General features: G+C 44.8%; 21 protein-coding genes. 11 read left to right on the forward strand and 10 right to left on the reverse strand.

All coding sequences use genetic code 11. The annotated features are described in order from the left end of the window. Positions 1-101: 101 nt before the first annotated feature. Positions 102-3,194 carry an amidohydrolase family protein gene (locus ACFGVR_RS07425; RefSeq protein WP_448702114.1) on the reverse strand — a complete coding sequence of 1,031 codons (3,093 nt, stop codon included), beginning with the start codon at positions 3,192-3,194 and terminating at the stop codon, positions 102-104. A gap of 157 nt (positions 3,195-3,351) precedes the next feature. Here ACFGVR_RS07425 and ACFGVR_RS07430 point away from each other — a divergent pair, with 157 nt between their 5' ends. The 4 genes from ACFGVR_RS07430 to trpC all read left to right on the forward strand — a co-directional run bounded on the left by ACFGVR_RS07430 (position 3,352) and on the right by trpC (position 7,000). Continuing rightward, positions 3,352-3,801 carry a cytochrome B gene (locus ACFGVR_RS07430; protein WP_448702115.1) on the forward strand — a complete coding sequence of 150 codons (450 nt, stop codon included), beginning with the start codon at positions 3,352-3,354 and terminating at the stop codon, positions 3,799-3,801. A 222-nt stretch (positions 3,802-4,023) separates the two neighbouring features. Continuing rightward, positions 4,024-5,469 carry an anthranilate synthase component I family protein gene (locus ACFGVR_RS07435; RefSeq protein WP_448702116.1) on the forward strand — a complete coding sequence of 482 codons (1,446 nt, stop codon included), beginning with the start codon at positions 4,024-4,026 and terminating at the stop codon, positions 5,467-5,469. Positions 5,470-5,479: 10 nt separating this feature from the next. Next, positions 5,480-6,109, forward strand: coding sequence for an anthranilate synthase component II (locus ACFGVR_RS07440; protein WP_448702117.1), 630 nt, complete (start codon positions 5,480-5,482; stop codon positions 6,107-6,109). Positions 6,110-6,217: 108 nt separating this feature from the next. Beyond that, on the forward strand, positions 6,218-7,000 hold the full coding sequence (trpC, locus tag ACFGVR_RS07445) for an indole-3-glycerol phosphate synthase TrpC (protein WP_448702118.1): 783 nt from the start codon (positions 6,218-6,220) through the stop codon (positions 6,998-7,000). Between the two features lie 10 nt (positions 7,001-7,010). Here trpC and ACFGVR_RS07450 read toward each other — a convergent pair whose 3' ends face one another. After that, complete coding sequence (locus ACFGVR_RS07450) at positions 7,011-7,295, reverse strand: type II toxin-antitoxin system RelE/ParE family toxin (RefSeq protein ID WP_448702119.1); 285 nt, start codon at positions 7,293-7,295, stop codon at positions 7,011-7,013. Beyond that, positions 7,280-7,507 carry a hypothetical protein gene (locus ACFGVR_RS07455; protein WP_448702120.1) on the reverse strand — a complete coding sequence of 76 codons (228 nt, stop codon included), beginning with the start codon at positions 7,505-7,507 and terminating at the stop codon, positions 7,280-7,282. Before ACFGVR_RS07455 ends, ACFGVR_RS07450 begins: the two co-directional genes overlap by 16 nt. Positions 7,508-7,605: 98 nt before the next feature. Here ACFGVR_RS07455 and hflX point away from each other — a divergent pair, with 98 nt between their 5' ends. Next, positions 7,606-8,790, forward strand: a complete 1,185-nt coding sequence (gene hflX / locus ACFGVR_RS07460) for a GTPase HflX (RefSeq protein ID WP_448702121.1) — start codon at positions 7,606-7,608, stop codon at positions 8,788-8,790. 57 nt (positions 8,791-8,847) lie between these two features. Next, complete coding sequence (locus ACFGVR_RS07465) at positions 8,848-9,930, forward strand: alginate lyase family protein (protein WP_448702122.1); 1,083 nt, start codon at positions 8,848-8,850, stop codon at positions 9,928-9,930. On the opposite strand, the gene ACFGVR_RS07470 is transcribed toward ACFGVR_RS07465, so the two are convergent. Then, a complete protein-coding gene (locus tag ACFGVR_RS07470) occupies positions 9,927-10,643 on the reverse strand; it encodes a hypothetical protein (RefSeq protein WP_448702123.1) in 717 nt (238 codons plus the stop codon). The genes ACFGVR_RS07465 and ACFGVR_RS07470 overlap by 4 nt on opposite strands. Positions 10,644-10,913: 270 nt before the next feature. On the opposite strand from ACFGVR_RS07470, the gene rbfA reads away from it, so the two are divergent. From rbfA to ACFGVR_RS07490, 4 genes are all read left to right on the forward strand, one after another. Then, positions 10,914-11,285 carry a 30S ribosome-binding factor RbfA gene (gene rbfA / locus ACFGVR_RS07475; RefSeq protein WP_448702125.1) on the forward strand — a complete coding sequence of 124 codons (372 nt, stop codon included), beginning with the start codon at positions 10,914-10,916 and terminating at the stop codon, positions 11,283-11,285. A gap of 7 nt (positions 11,286-11,292) precedes the next feature. Beyond that, the gene (locus tag ACFGVR_RS07480) at positions 11,293-12,000 is read left to right on the forward strand and encodes a peptidoglycan DD-metalloendopeptidase family protein (protein WP_448702126.1); all 708 of its coding nucleotides are present in this window, start codon (positions 11,293-11,295) and stop codon (positions 11,998-12,000) included. Between the two features lie 25 nt (positions 12,001-12,025). Continuing rightward, positions 12,026-12,694 (forward strand): TonB family protein, encoded by a 669-nt coding sequence (locus ACFGVR_RS07485; RefSeq protein WP_448702127.1) that lies wholly within the window; start codon positions 12,026-12,028, stop codon positions 12,692-12,694. Positions 12,695-12,788: 94 nt separating this feature from the next. Beyond that, on the forward strand, positions 12,789-12,980 hold the full coding sequence (locus tag ACFGVR_RS07490; protein ID WP_448702128.1) for a cold-shock protein: 192 nt from the start codon (positions 12,789-12,791) through the stop codon (positions 12,978-12,980). 57 nt (positions 12,981-13,037) lie between these two features. Here the strand turns inward: ACFGVR_RS07490 and ACFGVR_RS07495 are convergent, their stop codons facing one another. Both ACFGVR_RS07495 and ACFGVR_RS07500 read right to left on the reverse strand, forming a co-directional pair. After that, complete coding sequence (locus ACFGVR_RS07495) at positions 13,038-14,168, reverse strand: glycosyltransferase (protein ID WP_448702130.1); 1,131 nt, start codon at positions 14,166-14,168, stop codon at positions 13,038-13,040. Further along, positions 14,152-15,123, reverse strand: coding sequence for a hypothetical protein (locus tag ACFGVR_RS07500; protein WP_448702131.1), 972 nt, complete (start codon positions 15,121-15,123; stop codon positions 14,152-14,154). The genes ACFGVR_RS07495 and ACFGVR_RS07500 overlap by 17 nt, the downstream gene beginning before the upstream one ends. Positions 15,124-15,231: 108 nt before the next feature. Here ACFGVR_RS07500 and ruvC point away from each other — a divergent pair, with 108 nt between their 5' ends. Continuing rightward, positions 15,232-15,819 (forward strand): crossover junction endodeoxyribonuclease RuvC, encoded by a 588-nt coding sequence (ruvC, locus tag ACFGVR_RS07505; RefSeq protein WP_448702132.1) that lies wholly within the window; start codon positions 15,232-15,234, stop codon positions 15,817-15,819. Positions 15,820-16,031: 212 nt separating this feature from the next. Here the strand turns inward: ruvC and ACFGVR_RS07510 are convergent, their stop codons facing one another. The 4 genes from ACFGVR_RS07510 to uvrB form a co-directional block, all read right to left on the reverse strand. Next, entirely contained in the window at positions 16,032-16,862 is an 831-nt protein-coding gene (locus ACFGVR_RS07510) for a hypothetical protein (protein ID WP_448702133.1), read from the reverse strand. 177 nt (positions 16,863-17,039) lie between these two features. Then, the gene (locus ACFGVR_RS07515) at positions 17,040-17,834 is read right to left on the reverse strand and encodes a hypothetical protein (protein WP_448702135.1); all 795 of its coding nucleotides are present in this window, start codon (positions 17,832-17,834) and stop codon (positions 17,040-17,042) included. Positions 17,835-17,943: 109 nt separating this feature from the next. Continuing rightward, entirely contained in the window at positions 17,944-18,369 is a 426-nt protein-coding gene (locus tag ACFGVR_RS07520; RefSeq protein ID WP_448702137.1) for a DUF6896 domain-containing protein, read from the reverse strand. A 1-nt stretch (position 18,370) separates the two neighbouring features. Then, a complete protein-coding gene (uvrB, locus tag ACFGVR_RS07525) occupies positions 18,371-20,401 on the reverse strand; it encodes an excinuclease ABC subunit UvrB (RefSeq protein ID WP_448702138.1) in 2,031 nt (676 codons plus the stop codon). Positions 20,402-20,464: the final 63 nt, after the last annotated feature.

A 20,464-nucleotide genomic window follows, 5' to 3' on the forward strand; every position in this document is an offset into this window, starting at 1 on the left:
AAGTAATTGTTTTTTTAAAGGTGATAAAGCTATCATGGGCAATTGTATTGTTGATTATTGGTTGCCCATGATGGTTTCATGACTTTTTTCTATCTGGATGATTATTTTGAACCTTGTGAATTACCTAAACCCGATACAAAATCGGCTTGCTCGTCATCTTTGGTTTCGCACTCATATTGCGGACGGCGACGGCCACCGGCACCGGCTCTTTGGGTTGCGGCACCACTGCCCTTGGCTTCGATCATTTTCTGGATCAAACGGGCTTCATCGGCTTTTAGCGCTTTTTGTTTGGCTGCGTCTTTATCAAGTTCCCAATAAGGTACGCCATCAACATAGGTTTTCTCGGCCACAGCATAAATAGATAATGGGTCGGCCGACCATAAAACAACATCGGCATCCTTACCTACTTTTATGCTGCCTACTTTGTTATCAATGTGCAGCATTTTTGCCGGGTTAAGGGTTACCAGTTTTAGAGCTTCTTCTTCGCTCATTTTGCCGTAGGTTACCGCTTTACCGGCTTCCTGGTTCAGGCGGCGCGCCATTTCGGCATCATCCGAGTTGAAGCCGGTTACCAGGCCAACTTCGTGCATCAGCTTGCCGTTGTACGGGATGGCTTCGGCAACCTCGTTTTTGTAGGCCCACCAATCGCTAAAGGTTGAACCGGCAATGTTGCGCGATTTCATTTTATCGGCAACTTTATACCCTTCTAAAATATGAGTGAAAGTATTGATGTGGAAGCCCATGGAGTCGGCAACATGCATCAGCATATTGATCTCGCTTTGTACATACGAGTGGCAGGTGATGAAACGTTTGTTGTCCAAAATCTCAGCTAAAGCCTCTAATTGCAGATCGCGACGTACATTATTGCCTTTTACGGCACGGGCTGCCTTATACTCTTTGGCACGTTGAAAGGCATCAACATAAACCTGCTCAACACCCATACGGGTTTGCGGGAAACGCGGGTTGGTATTGATACCGTTGTTGTTACTGCCTTTAACGTTTTCGCCCAGGGCAAACTTGATAAAGCCATCGGCGCCTTCCATCTTCATTTCATCCGGCGCAACGCCCCAGCGATGTTTGATGATCTGTAGCTGGCCACCGATAGGATTGGCCGAGCCATGCAGGATATGTGATACGGTAACACCACCGGCTAACTGGCGATAAAGCTCAATATCTTCAGAGTTTAGTACATCGGCAGTACGCACCTCGGCAGTAACAGCGTGGGTGCCCTCGTTAACGCCGCCGGTAATGGCAATGTGCGAGTGCTCGTCAACTATACCGGGCGAGATATGTTTGCCGGTAGCATCAATAACCCGGGCTCCGACCGATGACAGGTTTTTGCCAACGGCTTTAATTTTGCCGTTCTCGATGAGTACGTCGGTATTTTTAAGGATGCCGTCTTTTTCGTTTGTCCAAACGGTGGCGTTTTTAAACAATACGGTTTCAGCTTTCGGGATCTCGGTATTGCCATAGGCCACAAACGGATAAACTACCGGGCCAACATTGGTTGATGTTTTAGCTGCGGCTGCAGTGCCGTTTGAGCCACGGCCGCCAAAACCGCCTGCCTGCGCAGGGCCGGTATAGGTTGCCACCCAGTTGGTTGATGTGCCGTCGGGCAAGGTTGCGAAACCCTTCATGGTAACCGGTGATAAAGAGGTGATGTATCCGTTTAAACGGATATTACCGGTTGGGTTACCTTTCAGGTCGAAATAGAAACTTACGCCATCGCCGGCACGGGTAAAGGTACCGGTTGTGCGGGTACTATCAACACCGGTATGCATCGCCGAAAGGCTGATAGTAGCCGGCGTAGCACCACTTAAATTAAGGGTGATGTTTGATAAGCCGGCACCTGTTAAGATATAAGCTCCGCGCAGGTCGGTGATCTCCATTTTACCTACTACGTATTTGCGGCCCTCAACCCAGTTTTCATAGATCACATTGTCTTTTTTAAACAGGTTGCCTGAGGTGATGAGGAAATTGGCCATTTTACCGGCGGTTAAAGTTCCTACCTTATCACCCACACCCAGCATTTCGGCAGGGATGGTGGTTAACGAGTTTAAAGCCTGCTTTTCGGTTAAACCAAAATCCATGGCTTTTTGCAGGTTGGTCCAGAACGCGGTATTGTTATCTAAACCGTAAGTAGTAATGGCAAAGCGGATGCCTGCTTTTTCGAGCGTAGCCGGGTTGGTTGGGTCGAGCTCCCATTCTTTCATTTGCTCGTAAGTAATGCTACGGGCATCTATTGGGTCCTCAACATCATAAGCAGCCGGAAAAGCAAGCGGGATAATAAAACTGCTGCCGGTAGCTTTCATTTCGTTTAAACGCTGATACTCTTTACCATCGGTTTTAAAAATGTATTGTTTGCCAAACTCTTTGGCTATTTTGCTGGCGCGCATTACGCTTAAAGGATCGTTTCCTTCAAATATCTGCGGTAAGCTTTGGGTTTTGTTAAACTCGTCCAACGATATATTATACTCTTCTTTTTGGTTTTTGTACCAGGCGGCATCGTAATAGGTTTGGCGCAGTAAAGCAATGCTGCCCATTAATGATGATGGGTAATTGGTAGTGGCAGTGCCTTTGCTGAATGAGTAATGTGCAGCGGCAACATCGTTCAATACCACCTGGTTATCGCGCTCATCGCCTAAAACAACCACCATTGATGTGCCGCGGGCAATACCATCATGTATCAATGATTGTACGGTACCGAAGCCTATCTTTTTCAGATCAGCAGCTTTGGTGGCATCAGCGTGGAATATGGCCTTGGCAGACATTTCGGGTTTGATAGCCTCGTTCCAGCCGTAAGCACCGGCTTTGGTTGATACCATTACCGTTGAACGCAGGCCAAAACCACCGCCACCTGCTCCACCTGCACCAAATTGCGCGCGCGGCGCTTCGGGCATGCCGTAGGTTGTATAAGCATCAACCAGGCTTGGGTAAATGGATTTGCCTTTCAGGTCGACGGTGACATATCCTTTCGGGATGGCAATACCGGCGCCCACAGCCTCGATAAGCCTGTCTTTAACTAAAAGGGTTCCGTTAGTAATGGTTTGATCGGCATTTACAACAATAGTTGCATTGGTAAAAGCGTAGAGTCCGGGCCGGACATCCCACGCGCCGTTAACCGGGAAAGTTTCCTGCGCCCGCGAGAGTTGGGCCAATAGCAGGGCAAAACAAAAGAGTAAGGTTCTTTTCATTGTTAATCAATTTGTCAGTTAATGTATGAGTCCCTAATATAGCGAACGGATAGTTTATTTTTGCCTATGGCGCTAATTGTCAATGTATTTGTTACACAAATGCAAAAAATGGGGGGCATTGATATTTCTTGTATATTAGCAGCAAAACTTAATTCACATGAACGCTTATAACATATTTAAGTATCTGCACTCGGGTTTCAGGTACGTCGTCCTGATCCTGATACTGGTGGCCATTATACAGGCCCTTATTGGCTATATGGGTAAAAAGCCTTATACCGAAGGTAATCGTAAGATAAACCTGTTTGCCATGATATCGGCACACACCCAGTTATTGATAGGCATTGTGCTGTATTTTTTAAGCCCTTATGTTAAAGATTTCAGCAAGGCCACCATGCAGGATAACGATGCCCGCTACTGGACGGTTGAACATTGGGCCATGATGCTTTTCGCGATAGCGTTGATCACATTCGGCCATATCAGCTCAAAAAAGGCCATATTGCCCGAGGCAAAGCACCGCGCTATATTGTTATATTACGTACTGGCTGTGGTAGTTATTGTAGCTGCAATTGTTCAAAGCCACAGGCCGCTTTTGGGGATTTCGGCATAAATGTTTTTTATTAAAAACTTTGCTAATTCAAAAAACTTTCTAAATTTGCGTCCACAATGATCAAAAACGCTCATAACCTTAGCTGGTGGCACCATGTAACAATGGCAGCCGGGTGATTTATTGATCTGTTGAAACACTAACAATTATAAACCTATTTGAACCCGGCCGACACCAATCGCCCGGGTTTTTTTATTTACGATACTTTGAAACGATACCACTAACATGAAGACATACAAATTAACCACAACCTATAAAAAGCTGCTTGCCGATACCACAACACCGGTAAGCATTTACCTGCGGTTGCGCGATGTTTTTCCAAATTCGCTATTGCTGGAAAGCTCAGATTACCATAGTCGCGAAAACAGCATGAGCTACGTTTGCTGTGAACCCATTGCCGGGCTGGTACTAAACGATGGTGAACTGAAGAAGAACTATCCGGATGACAGCAGCCAAACCAGTGCTGTTGGCACGTTTGACCTGGCTAACGAGATCGAATCATTTTTATCGACTTTTGAGGTGGAACAATTACCGTTAAAAATGATCAGCAATGGTTTGTTCGGATACTTTACGCACGAGGCCGTTGAGTTTTTCGAAACCATCAGGTTAAAACCTTATACCGATACCGTACGCAAAGTGCCGGTAATGCAATATCATATTTATAAGTATATCATTGCGATAGATCACTTTAAAAACGAGTTGTACATTTTTCAGAATTGCTATGGCGATGGCTGCGATGACGAAGGCTTGCAAAAGGTTGAGTTTTTGATCAAGAATAAAAACTTCCCCGAGTACCAGTTTGAAAGCAACGGGCCGGAAAGCTCAAACCTTACCGACCAGGAGTTTATGGATATGGTTGAGAAAATGAAAAAGCACATTTATCGTGGCGATGTGTTCCAGATCGTGCCGTCAAGGGCGTTCTCGAAACCGTTTTTAGGCGATGAGTTTAATGTTTACCGCTCATTACGTTCAATCAACCCATCACCGTATTTGTTTTATTTTGACTATGGTAATTTCCGGATCTTCGGTTCATCGCCCGAGGCGCAGATCACGATCAAGAATCGCGAAGCAAGTATATTCCCGATAGCGGGTACCATTAAACGCAGTGGCAATGATGAGAGCGACGTTGAGGAAGCGCGCAGGCTGGAGAACGACCCGAAAGAATCGGCAGAGCATGTGATGCTGGTTGACCTTGCCCGTAACGACCTGAGCCGCCATTGCGAAGATGTGCAGGTGCGTAAGTTTAAAGAGGTGCAATATTATTCGCACCTCATCCACCTGGTATCACATGTTAATGGCAAACTAAAGGAAGGGGTGTCTTCATTTAAAATTGTAGCCGATACCTTTCCGGCTGGTACGCTGAGCGGCGCGCCAAAGTATAGAGCGATGGAGATCATTGACGAAAACGAGAAAACCAAACGCAGCTTTTACAGCGGGGCCATAGGCTTTTTAGGTTTTAACGGCGACTTTAACCATGCCATTATGATCCGGTCGTTTTTAAGTAAGAACAATGTTTTGCATTACCAGGCCGGGGCGGGCATTGTTGCCGATTCTATCGCGGTAAACGAACTGAACGAAGTAAATAATAAAATAGCGGCCCTGCGTAAAGCACTGGAAATGGCCGAAACGCTGAACGAACCGAGACAAAAAACTGAGGCGGTAATTAATTAACCGGAAAAACATGGAAAGCAAAATATTAATTATAGATAACTACGATAGTTTTACTTATAACCTGGTGCATTTGGTTAATGAGCTTGGCCTGACCTGCGAAGTTTGGAGGAACGACCAGTTTAAACTGGAAGATGTGGACAGGTTTGACCAGATCATCCTGTCGCCGGGGCCGGGCATACCATCCGAAGCGGGGTTGTTGTTGCCGGTGATTGAAAAGTATGCACCTACCAAAAGCATTTTTGGTGTATGTTTAGGTCAGCAGGCTATAGCCGAGGTTTTTGGCGGCAGTTTGTATAATCTGAGCAGGCCAATGCATGGTATTGCCACGCCAATAAAGGTAACCGATACTAAGGAAGTACTTTTTAAAGGCTTGCCTGCGGTGTTTAAAGTTGGGCGTTATCACTCGTGGGTGGTATCGAACGACGGTTTGCCTGATGAACTGGAAGTGACCGCCATTGACGAACTGGATGGTTCGATCATGGCGTTGCGCCATAAAACCTACGATGTACGTGGCGTGCAGTTCCATCCCGAGAGCGTATTGACCGAATATGGTAAGGAAATGATGCAAAACTGGTTGGCCCCCCAGCCCCCTAAAGGGGGAGCAAGGGGCACGGTGGCCAAAAGCTTTGTAAAGATATAAATATTAAAAGCGTCATTGCGAGGTACGAAGCAATCCCAAATAGGCAGAGCGGCTCTGTAAGTCGGGGATTGCTTCGTGCCTCGCAATGACGTAAGGAAGAAATCTCATATGAACATACTCGATAAAATAGTTATCAATAAAAAAAAGGAAGTTGAAGCGGATAAGCAGCAAATGACGGTAGCGCAGTTAGAAAGCTCTCCTTTTTTTAAGCGCGAAACGTTATCTTTTCGCGAGTTTTTGCTTGCGCCGGATCGTACGGGAATAATTGCCGAATTTAAACGCAGATCACCGTCAAAAGGCATCATAAACGATCAGGTTAAAGTTACCGAGGTTACTGCGGCTTATGCTGCTGCCGGGGCATCGGCTTTATCTGTTTTAACCGACACCGATTTTTTTATGGGCAACAAAGGCGACCTGTGCCAGGCGCGTGCTGTTAACCAGGTGCCTATCCTCCGTAAAGATTTTATGATCGATGAATACCAGATCATCGAGGCTAAAGCTTTGGGCGCGGATATTATTTTGCTGATCGCCGCGATACTGACGCCGCAGGAAATTAAAAGCATGGCCGCGCTTGCCAAAAGTTTAGGTTTAAATGTTTTGCTGGAAGTGCATAACCTCGAAGAATTGCAGCGCAGCATCGACCCTAACCTGACGGCTATCGGTGTAAACAACCGCAACCTGGCCGATTTTACGGTTTCGGTTGAAACCTCGTTCCAATTGTTTGAGCATATCCCTAAAGAGTTTTTAAAGATCTCGGAGAGCGCCATCAGTAATGTGGAAACTATTAAACAATTGAAAGCGGCAGGTTTTAACGGCTTTTTAATTGGCGAGAATTTTATGAAGGAAGCTGATCCGGGGAAGGCAATGGCCGAGTTTGTGAAGGGGTTGTAGATATTGGAGTTTAAAAACTAACGTCTTCCTTTTGATGATAGATCGAAGTTATTTCGATTGTGGTTTCAGTATCAGTATAAAAGATATAAAACGTATCCCAGATAAATAAAAATTGATGAGGTAGATTGGTTCGTATTCCGAGTAGTGGGTGTTTACTCAGTGTTTTTAAACTTGAATGAAGATTCTTGATAAACTTTTTGGAGTAAGTATCAGATTGGTTCCTTAGGTTATTAAACTCAACTATCCGGTCAACATCGGCGTAAGCCTTTTTCGAAAAGACTATTCTTTTAGCCATTTCTCGTATTTAATCTCAAAATCGTCCATCGTAAAAACGTCCCCTTTTTGTATATCGGCAATGCCTTGCTTAATACCTGCTTGCATATGCTCTGGTATATTAAAAACTTCATCTTTACGGTTGACCAGTGCATCCACTAATTCCAGCAGCTCACGATCATTCAGATCGTCAACTTTTTGGTGAATGGATTTTTTAAGTTCTATCAAAGTCATGACATAAAATTACAAAATATTCCAAAAACAATTGTTACCCTAATAAACATATAAAACACTAAAAGGTTGTATACCTTTGTACTCCGAATAAATACTGAATGAAACAAAAATCTTATGATACTGCTGTGAAGCAGGAACGGGCGGTTTTAGTGGGTGTGATCACCCCCGACCAAACTGCCGAACAAAGCAGGGAATACCTTGACGAGCTGGAGTTTTTGGTGATGACCGCCGGCGCCAAAACCGAAGCCATATTTACGCAAAAAATGCTGCGCCCCGAGCGTTCTACCTTTGTGGGAACGGGTAAGCTGGAAGAGATCCGCGATTATGTGAAGTCGGAAGAGATCGACATTGTGATATTTGATGATGGCCTCTCGCCATCGCAGTTGCGTAATATTGAAAACGAATTGCAGGTTAAGATACTCGATCGCAATAACCTGATACTTGATATTTTTGCGGCCCGCGCACAAACCGCCCAGGCACGTACCCAGGTTGAGCTGGCACAATTACAATATTTGTTGCCGCGACTAACACGCTTATGGACTCACCTTGAACGTCAAAAAGGTGGTATAGGTATGCGCGGCCCGGGTGAATCGCAGATCGAAACGGACAGGCGGATCATCCTCACTAAAATATCACTGTTAAAGGAAAAGCTAAAACTGATAGACCGGCAGAACGAAACCCAGCGTAAAAACCGCGGGCAATTGATCCGCGCGGCATTGGTGGGCTACACCAACGTGGGTAAATCCACCATCATGAACATGATCTCCAAATCGGATGTGTTTGCCGAAAATAAGCTTTTTGCCACGTTGGATACCACAGTGCGTAAAGTAGTGATCGAAAATCTGCCCTTTTTGTTATCAGATACGGTTGGTTTTATCCGCAAGCTGCCTCACCATTTGGTAGAGTGCTTTAAATCGACGCTGGACGAGGTGCGCGAAGCCGATATCCTGATCCATGTAGTTGACGTGTCGCATCCTAATTTCGAGGATCAGATCCGTACCGTTAACGAAACGCTGAAAGACCTTGGCGCGATAGATAAGCAAATGATCACGGTGTTTAACAAAATAGATGCTTACAAGCCGATTCCGGTAAGCCCGGATGAGCCGGAGTTGAAAATGACCTTAGCCGACTTTAAACAAAGCTGGATGGCCAAAAATAACAGTCCGGCGATATTTATTTCGGCGCTAAATAAAGAGAATGTTGATGAGTTTAGAGCCCTGCTTTATGATCGGATCAAAGCTATCCACACGCAGCGCTACCCATACGATAATTTATTATATTAGTATAGGTTAAACCTTTGCGCCTTTATCAATTCTAAACCTCACTACAACCCTTTATTTATGAAGAAGAGCTTTATCGCCACCTTAGTTTTTTTATTGTCGGTCCTGTTTGTTAATGCCCAGTATGTGGGTTTAAATAACGCCGAAATTGCCAAATTAAAGCAACTGATAGATCAGGATGCTGATGTAAAGGCCTATTATAAAAACCAGGAGGCTATTGCTGATGCTTCGTTAAATGTTAACCCCAACCCGATAGATACTATTTTGAGCGAGGGGAAATTGGAGGGCGATCCTAAAAAAACAGCTACGGCCTTTGCCTTAAAGGATATGTCGAAAATATATAGTTCAGCATTGGTTTATAAGCTGTACAACGATAAAGAGTATTTGAAAAATGCGGTGCAATACTTGCTGGCATGGGCCAAGCTCAATAAATCAAAAGGCGACCCGATTGACGACACCAATTTAGATGGTGCCATTGAAGCTTATGATATGTTAAAGGCAAATATCAATGCCGCAAATAATGAGGTAATTGTTGCCTGGTTTAAGCAGGTGGCTGCTGCCGAAGTAGGTACCTGGAAACCGAACAAGGCGACGGGCTATAACAATTGGAACTCGCACCGGTTAAAGGTTGTTGGCGAAATTGCTTACGCGATCAACGACGCCGATCTGCAAAAATTCACCATAGATGGTTTGAAAAAACAGATCGAAGTGAACCTGTACGCCGATGGCAGTGGTGTTGATTTCAAACTGCGCGACGCGCTGCATTACCATGCTTATGATCTGGAACCGTTGTTAAAATTAGCTATCGTTTTAAAACGCGCTACCGGGGTTGATTACTACAGCTATGTTTCGGATAAGCAATCGTCCATCAAAAAATCGGTTGAGTGGTTTGTGCCTTATGTAAGCGGTGAGAAAACCCACGGCGAGTTTGTAAACTCTACCGTGTCATTCGATAAAAAGCGGGCCATGAACGGGCAGGCAGAATATAAAGCCGGTACTTTATTTAAACCAACTAATGGTTTAAAAACATTAGGATTGGCCTGTTATTTCGATCCGCAATATATCACCGTTATTAAAAAGGTAAAAAGTACGGATAAAACTTACCCCGACTGGCAGGCGGTTTTGAACAAGGTTATGCTTTAAAAGCCCCAGTAAGGTACAGGCTTGCGGTAGTTGGTAACGCCGCCCAGGCCTACTTTAAATGTTAGCGAAAAATAGCTGTAAAACTTTATGGATGACAGGGTGGTGTACCCATCGAGCCCTTTACCCAAAGCCGTATTAAAACTGTAACCCAGGTCAAGGCGATAGCGGGGCATATCGTAATTGTTATATATTTTAAATTCGTACCCGGTTCTTAGGGGTATAACAACGTTAACACTTGTGGGTAAAAACGGATAAATATTCGATCCGCTGTTACCGCTTAAGCCGGGTGGTATTGTAGTTTGCAAATAGGTAATTGTATTGATCATAAAGCCAAGGCCAGTACCTAAATAGATATTTTTCAAGCCGTTTGAAACCTCGTTATGTTCATAATCTATCAACTCACCTAACTGCAGGTCGGCGTGGGCCAACATCGCAAAATAAGTATTGGTAAACTGGCGCTGATAATAGTCGTATTGCGATCCACCAGCCAGCTGGCCAAATTGTGTTTCTAAAGTATAGGTTAAAAAAGGCGTGGCATTGTAATTAATATTAAAATTAATAGCCGCTTTGGGAACTTTGGTGTTGGTATTACCATAGGCTACGGTACTTCCAAAACCGGTACCAATGCCGAACTGATGATAATCAAATCCGTTTTGCGCCAGTGCAGCGGTATTTATAATTACAGATAGTATTAATAGAATAAATCTTTTCACTATAAGCAGCAGATGTTTGTTGGCAAAGATAACCCTAAACCAATTGAGTTATAAATGTATGCAACAAAATTGTTAATTAAGTGTATAACGTTTTAACACGGTAATAATTATTTATTGATTCAGTTATAAATTATCTCCTCTTTTTTTATCAAATTGAAAACTAAATATGCGGTTTAATCTTTATTATTGTGAAACAACAAATGTAGCAGTGCGCACGCCCTTTACGCATTAAGGCTGCAACATCATAACCATCGAGTTAAAAATTAGCATATGGAATCGAAACGCCAACAAAAATTTGCAGGAGTAATACAAGAAGATCTTGCAGTCATATTTCAGCGCGAGGGCATGAGTTTTTTGCCAAATACACTGGTAACCATAACCAAGGTGAGGGTTACGCCCGATTTAGCCCTTGCCCGTGTTTTTTTGAGCTTTTTTAACAATGTTAACACCCAAAGCGCTTTGCAAACCATTAAACTGCATGCATCCGAAATACGGTATAAATTGGGCGCCCGCATTAAAGACCAGGTAAGGATCATCCCGCAGCTGGAGTTTTTTGTTGACGATACCAGCGAGTATGTTGAACGCATGGACAAGATATTCGACAAAATAAGCCAGGAAGAACGCCAGAAAGAAAGCGAATAGTTATCGCATGGATAAACATCAGCAGCTTAAACAGTTTATTGCACATAATGCCGGTAAAATAGGCAAAGTAATATACGTTGACCCTAAACGGCACCAGTTGTTACAACTTGACCTTACTGCCGGCAGCCCCCAGGTGCCGATAGAAACGGTTACCAATACTTTCCTTTTTTCGGAGTGGTTATTTAGCACGCTAAAAGAAAAGAAATGCAAATATGCTATTGGCGGATATTTTGAGAACCGCGTGCTCTATAACAATCAGCCCTTGTTTAATACCACCGGCGAACCGCGCAGTTTGCATTTGGGTGTGGATATCTGGGGCGATGCCGGTACTATGGTAAAGGCACCCATGCAGGGTATTGTACACAGCTTTCAGGATAACAATAAGCGCGGTGACTATGGCCCGACCATTATTTTGGAACATGATCTGGATGGCTTAAAGCTATACAGCCTGTACGGGCATTTGAGTACCGATTCGCTTTTGGGGCTATCCGAGGGGATGGCTATTGCGCAAGGCGAAACCCTGGGCGAGGTTGGTGCGGCAGAAGAGAACGGCGGATGGGCGCCGCATTTGCACTTCCAGTTGATGTTTGACATGCAGGGCCATCGGGGAGATTACCCCGGCGCATGCCGCCCATCTGAAGAAGAAAGTTACCGGCAAAACATTGCCGACCCAAACCTGATCCTGCAATTCCCCGAGCAGGTTATAATCAAATAAACATCACAACGTTATTATAAACAGGATGAAACATCGCTTTATAATAATCACGGTTTTATTACTCGGCTGCATTGGAAGGGTTGATGCCCAGCCCCGCTTTAAAGGCGGCGATAACGATCTGCGTTATTTTTTACGCGATAACCTGGTTTATCCTGAATATTCGAGGCAAAACTGTATTTCGGGTACTATACAGGTTAGCTTTAACCTGGATCAGGCAGGTAAGGTGCACAATGTAAAGATCTATAAAGGTATGGGTATCGACCTGGATGAAGAGGCCATCCGTGTTTTGAAGTTGACCTCGGGCAAATGGATAGTACCTGATGATAACGATTCTACCGCTAACCTGGTTATCCCGATAACCTTTAGCGCAGATGATACCCGTTGCCGTGAAAGCGGCAATACCGATATGGGCGCAGCCATTGAAGCCTACAAAGCCCGCGAAGCTTTGGTTGATGCGGTAACTAATTATTACGCCAATAAATACCTCGGTAAAGCTGATACCACCAAAGAGGACCAGATCATTGCGCTTAAAGAACAATTGGGTTTTGACGATGACTTTGCCGACCGCATAGTAAAACAGGCCAACCGTAAATTAAAGGAGGGCGATAACGAAGGCGCCTGCGAAGATTGGCTGTTTGTGCGTAACATTGGCAGTACCAAAGCCGATTTGATGCTAGCTAAATACTGCCATTAAACCTATTAAACGCTGTTTCTGAAATAAAAGCATAATTTACAGCACTTTAGCCAAATTTTATTCGTACTTTTGCTTAAATTTTAATAACAATATAATGCAAGAAGGTAAAGTAAAGTTTTTTAACGAAACTAAAGGGTTTGGATTTATCGTCCCAACCGACGGCGGCGAAGAAGTGTTTGTTCACTCTTCGGGCTTAAAAGATCAGATTCGTGAAAACGATTCGGTTAATTACGAAGTAGAACGTGGTAAAAAAGGTATGAACGCTGTTAACGTAACAGTTGTATAACTAATCATTATTAAGATTATCATGAGCAAAGCCCTGGCATAAGCCGGGGCTTTGTTATTACTGTACATTCCGGCCTTTCCAATCGTATCGCTTGGCATTGCCCATAATACCGACATATACAAAGTAGATGATATGGATAGGTGACAGCATAACCAGTAACCAAATCAGGTTTGCACGCTTCAAAAACAAGCCTATCGGTACCAAAAAAATAGCTTCAAAAATAGTTTTCAGTGTAAACTGCAACAATAAAAGCTTCCAAAAATCTGCATTAACAAATCCCAGTAAAGCGTTTATCAGCATCGATAGGTTGAATAACCAGATTCCAACCGCCACCGCCACAACCCGTTTATCCTTATACTTTACCGATTTTGATGCCCAGCGGCGCCGTTGTTGTAAAAACTCTTTGAGGGTATGCTTGGCATCGGTGTAAACTATAGCTTCGCGTTTTTTTAAAAAGCCGATGCGGCCGGGGTATTTTTCGGCTACCTTTTGCAGTAATAGTTCATCATCGCCTGATGCCAGGTCGTCAATACCCTTAAAGCCGCCAACTTCGTAAAAGATATCCTTACGGTAGGCAAAGTTGGCCCCATTGCAGGTTGATGCACGATCGTTACCGATAAATGCAGCGCCCATCCCGATAAGGTAACCAAACTCTAAAGTTTGCAATATCTCAAACAGGTTGCGTTCGCGCGAATAGGCAACCGGCGACGATACCATCACCAGGTTGTTGCTTTCGTAATAATTGACAATTGACGATAGCCATTGCGTGCCCATACGGCAATCGGCATCGGTACAAACTAAAAAATCGCCGGTTGATAGTTTGATGGCTTCGGTTATGGCCCGTTTTTTATATGAGTTAAGCGCCTTTTCATCCCAAAGCTGTAAAAGCTTTACGCCACGATCGGCATAACTGCTGATGATCTCTGAGGTACGGTCGGTCGAATGGTCGTCGGCTATGATCAGCTCAAACAGTTCAGCAGGGTAATCCTGTGCTAAAATATCCTCGATAGTTTCGCGTATCTTATCCTCTTCATTGCGGGCGGCAATCAGTATGGTTACTTTGGTTACCGGGGCTTTAGCCGATGGAACGGGCGTTTTTAACCTGGCCCATCCCCTTATAAGGTAGCACAAAACAGCCAGATAAACGGCCGTAACCAGGAGCGAAAGGGCACTATGAATTGCGATCAAAGAAGTTGATTTTTAGTACGAATACAGAACCTAAAATAGCCGGAATAATTAGATTGGTTAGCCATATTGATGACACTGCAGCAATAACGGCCAGTTTTTCGGTGGTAATATAGCCAAAAAATGTAGAAGCCGTCATCCCGCGTAAGCCAACATCAATGATATCAAGCGTTGGCAATGCCGATTGGATGAAGAAGTTGTTGAACACCATCATCATCACAGGGAAGGCCGGCAAAGCGGGCAGCAACAGGTGGATAACCAGGTAATACTGAAACGAGAACACCGAAAATCGCGCTAAGCAAAACAACATTACTTTGGTGAGATGCGCTTTGCTATACCTGCCGATGATATCAAAAAAGCGGCTATATTTTTTTAAGAACGGTATTCGGCCCAGCCAGCCGGCCACCCATTTGATGTTGAAATAGCAGATGAGTTGAAAAAGCATCCAAGCCACGCCCAGTACAGTAATCAGTGCCAGTATCCATGGGTTGAGATGCAGGTAGCTGTATAAAAACCAAAGTAACGCAGTAACTCCCAGGGTATTGGTTATGGTACCCTGCCCAAACTGGCCAACACCCATTACAAATACCCCGTAAACGCGTTTATGTGGTGGTAAAAACAAAACCCGGCCGCCGTATTCGCCCAAGCGGTTGGGGGTGAAAATGGCCCAGGTTAAACCGCAAAATATTGCTTCTACCGATCGCCAGAGGCTCATGGGTTGGAGCTGCCGGGTAAGGTATTTCCATTTCAAAGCCTCGAGTACCCAGTTAACCAACATCAAAACCACCACAGCGGTAAGGGTAGCCATTACGTGGTTATGGTCAATCTTTGCTATTAATGACCTGAACTGGTTCAGTTCGCCCTTGTTATTAACGCTACGATAGATAAACCAGTAAGCAAACGCTATGATAATGGCCTTGATGCCGTACGAAATGATTTTTTTAGCAGATCTGGTCAAAAAGTAAATGTTTTTGCAATGTTACAAAATGCGTTACATAAGCACTCTATAACAGGCTTATTTATTAAATTGTTTTAACATAATGTTAAGCTTTGCTTATACTTGTTGATGCAAGTGCAAGATGTTAAAGAACGGGTTATATTGGGTATCGACCCCGGTACGGCGGTAATGGGTTATGGTTTGGTTAAAGAAACCGGCCCCAAAGTTGAACTGGTTAGCCTGGGCGTTATTAAACTTGACCATCTTGACGACCATGCGCTTAAACTGCAGCGCATATTTGAAAAAACCATCAGCCTGATAGATGAATACCACCCCGACTGTATGGCGCTCGAAGCACCGTTTTATGGTAAAAATATCCAGGTAATGCTGAAACTTGGCCGGGCACAGGGCGTGGCTATGGCTGCAGCGCTTTCGCGCAATTTGCCGATCACCGAATATGCGCCACGTAAAATAAAGCAATCCATCACCGGGAACGGTAACGCCACCAAAGAACAGGTGGCCGCCATGCTGCAAACCCTGCTTAAATTTACCGAAACACCCCAGTTTTTAGATGCAACCGACGGACTTGCCGTTGCGGTTTGCCATGCTTTTCAAAAACTCAGCGTAAAAGGCACGTCGAGTATTGGCGGGGGTAAAAAGGCAAAAACCGGTTGGTCCGCTTTTGTAAAGGATAATGCGGATAGGGTGAAGAAGTGATTTCGAATTTTTCGCTATTGTATATTTTTTAAGGTGCTCAAGAGGGCTTCGCCGTTTCGGATGTTCAATTTCGGATTTAGGTTTTATCGCGTCATTGCGAAGTACGAAGCAATCCCCGACTTACAGAGCGGCTTTGCAAGTTCGACCTTCAAATCGGGGATTGCCACGCTACTGCTCGCAATGACGCTTATGCAAAAGCTTTCAGCATCAAATCAATGCGTATTTAACGCCAGCCTAACCCAGAAATCGGTTGCTTCGCCCATCCCCGAAGCATCGGTACGGCCCTGACCGGCACCCATGCCACCGCCTCCACCGCCATGTCTTCCGCCACGGCCTCCACCCATTCCGCCTCCACCCATTCCGCCTCCGCCGCCCATACCTCCACGGCCACCACCCATTCCACTGCTTTCGCCACCTTCGCCTTTTGCAGGGCGCTCAATACCGTTTACCTGTATGTTAATTTCCAGTTCATCAGCTTTGCCCGGTTTAACGTTGAGCATTTTAATGGGGATGGCAGTCTCATAAACCAGGTTGTGCTTGTCATCAAACTTGATGGCCGCTTTAAAGCCGTAAGTATTGTTAGTTGTTATCACATCGCTTTCCATCTCCTTAAACCCGGTAACCTTAATGGTGGTTGATTGTAATAAAGATGGTTTTTGAATATCCTCACCGTCCTCATCGCCCAAATGTGGTTTAAATATCGCTTTCCCATCAGGCACCGGATAGGTGAGGCTAAAAGTTTTGTGCTTTTTTCCTTCCGGGTTAACCGAAACGGTGATGCCTGCCGCCATAATTTTTCGTCTTAGCCTGGGGTCGGTTATGTAAGCTATTACGTACAGGTCGGTATCATTATTGGCTATCGTGTAATTGAGTTTGGTTTTGATGTCGTAAAGCGCAAGCGAGTCGCCCCATTCGGTTAACCTGCCGTCAACATTAACATCAGCCGGAGCCTTTTGCATGTATTGTTTGCCGTCCTTTTGCGCGAAACTATGAGTTGCAAATAAAACAAGGCACAGCGTTGCTAAGCGGGTTATTAATTTCATTGTGATGATACAAAGATGTACCGCAACGATACCCGGCTTAAATGAAATTTGGATGAATTGTTAACGCGCTAACAGATTTGTTACAACTTGTTAAAAAAGTCTTGAGTCGTCAGTTTGGAGTCTTGAGTCAACAGCGCAATTTTTTTTGATTATTGACTCAAGACTCAGAACTCAAGACTACTTCGCCGGCAAGGTATAGTTTAACCAGAAATTAGTTGAGTTGTATAGGTCAGCCTGGCCATCGTCTTTGGGCGCACCACTACCTGCAGGGGCACCGACACCAGATCTGGGGACATAGTTGGTCCGCGGACGGGTGCCGGCCGGAACAGCAACCATTTTGGTTATTACGGTGCCTGAACTAATACCGCCGCTGTCTCCAAAGTCTGATTTTTCGAGCGCATTAACCGTTACATTGATATTGAGCGCCGTTGCGTCGGGTTTGATATTTAATGCGGCCAATGGTATTGCTGCTTCATAACCAGCAGTGCCATCATCCCTAAAGGCAAAGGCAGCTTTAAAGCCGTGTTCGTCGGGCAGTACCATATCGCCGTCAATACCTTTAAACCCATCTGCTTTAGCATTGGTCATGCGGGCGTGCTGCTTGGCTACATAGTTGAGGCTTTCATCAACAGGTACAGGATAACTAAAGCTATAACTTTTTTTCTTTTTGCCTTCGGTATTAAACGATAAGGTAATACCTGCACCCAATACCTTTTGCTTGATGGCTTTTTGGTCGAGATTGACCACCAGGTATATGTAAGTATCATCGCTGCTGATGATATATTTTAGTTTACTATCGCTGTTGTAAACAAAAGAGGTATCGGCCCATTCTGCCAATACACCGTCAACAGTAACGCCGCCTGGGGCTTTAGGTATAGACAAAAGGGCCTGGGTGGTTTTTTGAGCGGTTGCATTACATAACCATAATATGCCGGCAAATACAGCAAAGGCACATTTGATGTTTTGTTTCATGATGAGGTGAGGTCAGTTTCGTTAATATCTTAAAACTAAGTTATTAAAAAATCATCCTCGTTAGTTCAATGGTGAGTATAACAAGTTTGTTACGATTTGTCGATTGGAGTTATACAAAAAAATAAAGAAGTGTCGGACGTTCTAAAACCGGGTTATAGATCACCCCGCGCGCTATCAGGTCGTTAAAATCCGACTTTAATACATTTTCATCAAGATACTTTTGATATTTTGTGAGCTGGCCTTTTACAAAACCAGCCAGTCTCCAGATATCAAAACCGTCATGGCGCAGTTCCGGAAAAAATGCGAAATCAAAGTCTACAATTTTATCCCTGAAATGTACGGTTAACCCGATGCCATGAAAAGCATAAAATCTGATCCCGGACCATCTGATCTTTCCGATCGGTTTATATTTCCGGGTATGCCAGCCCTCCAGTATATTATCTACTTTATACTTGTTTTTAAAGATAGTTACTGCTTTATCCACAGTTTCCTGATAATCCTTAATAACATCCAGCAGGGTGATTTCTATGCTCATTTTAAGAAAACTTTTCTTCCATCATTTTTTCCAGTGCAAACATTTCGTCGCGCAGTTTGGCGGCCAGTAAAAAATCCATGCCCTTGGCGGCCGCAAGCATATCTTTTTTGGTGTTCTCTATTGATTTTTTGAGTTCGGCCTTGGTCATGTACTGCACTATCGGGTCGGCAGCCAGGGTTGCGGTCATATCCTCTTCAATGTAGGCACGCTGTACACCGCCTTTAAAGTCGACAACCGATGTCTGCTCAATAATGCTCTCCTTGGTCATGCCAACAGTACGCGGTGTAATACCATGCAGGGTGTTGTAAGCTATCTGCTTATCGCGACGGCGGTCGGTTTCTTCAATAGTTACCCGCATCGAGTCGGTAATTTTATCAGCATACATAATTACCCGGCCACGATCATTACGGGCGGCGCGGCCAATGGTTTGTATCAGCGAGCGTTCTGACCGTAAAAAGCCTTCCTTATCGGCATCTAAAATCGCTACCAAACTTACCTCGGGCAGATCCAGGCCCTCGCGCAATAAGTTAATACCTATCAACACGTCAAACTCGCCCAAACGCAATCCACGCAAAATTTCAACACGCTCCAAAGTTTTCACTTCCGAGTGGATATAGCGGCATTTAATACCCAGGCGGTCCATGTATTTGGCCAGTTCTTCGGCCATCCGTTTGGTTAGGGTGGTCACCAAAATCCGATCACCAAGCTTAATGGTTTTATCAACCTCGTCAAGCAGGTCATCCACCTGGTTAATAACGGGTCGAATCTCAATACCCGGGTCCAATAATCCCGTCGGGCGTATCACTTGCTCCACCACAACCCCGTCGCTTTTTTCCAGTTCAAAATCGCCGGGGGTAGCGCTCACATATAAGGTTTGCGGTGCCAAACGCTCAAACTCCTGGAAGTTTAGCGGGCGGTTATCCAACGCAGCCGGTAAGCGGAAACCATATTCAACCAGCGATATTTTGCGTGACCTGTCGCCGCCGTACATCGCGCGTATTTGCGGTACGGTAACGTGACTCTCATCGATCACCATCAGGTAATCATCCGGAAAGTAATCCAATAAACAGAAGGGCCTTGCGCCGGGCTTGCGTCCGTCGAAAAACCGCGAGTAGTTTTCAATGCCCGAGCAATAACCCAGTTCGCGGATCATTTCAAGGTCGTAGTTAACCCGTTCTTCCAAACGCTTGGCCTCCAAAAAACGACCGTCGGCAATAAACTGCTTTTTGCGGGCTTCCAGCTCGTCCTGTATTTCCCAAACTGATTTCTGGAAACGTTCGCGCGGCGCCACATACAGGTTGGCAGGGTAAACCACCATATTTTGCATCTTCTCTACGGTTTTACCTGTTTGCGGATCAAAGGTGCTCAGCTCTTCTATATCATCGCCAAAAAAGGATACCCGGTAAGCCAGGTCCATATTGGCCGGGAAAATATCAACCACATCGCCCTTAACCCTAAAGTTACCCCGGCGAAAATCGGCCGTAGTACGTGAATACAAGATCTCGACCAAACGATGCAGAAATGCATTACGGCTAATACGCGTACCCACTGCAAAACGGAACACCGAATTGGCAAAATCTTCGGGGTTGCCCATACCGTAAATGCAGGATATGGACGATACCACGATCACGTCCCGGCGGCCCGACATCAATGCCGAAGTGGTGCGGATACGCAGTTTTTCTATCTCGTCATTGATCTGCAGGTCCTTTTCGATATAGGTATTTGACGATGGGATAAAGGCCTCGGGCTGATAATAATCGTAATAGCTTACAAAATAATTGACCGCATTTTCCGGGAAAAACTGTTTAAACTCGCCATACAACTGCGCAGCCAGCGTTTTATTGTGACTGAGTATCAGCGTAGGCCGCTGCGTTTGCTGTATCACGTTAGCCACGGTAAAGGTTTTACCCGAGCCGGTAACGCCTAACAGGGTTTGGTAATTATCGCCGTTGTTTACACCTTCAACCAATTGGCGGATGGCTTCGGGCTGGTCGCCGGTGGGTTGATAGTGTGATGTTAGTTTAAAATCCATTTTAGATATGAGTATTGAGATGTGAGATTTGAGACATCTCATTCTGAATAACGCCGATAAGCA

The sequence above is a fragment of the Mucilaginibacter aureus genome (assembly GCF_053514885.1).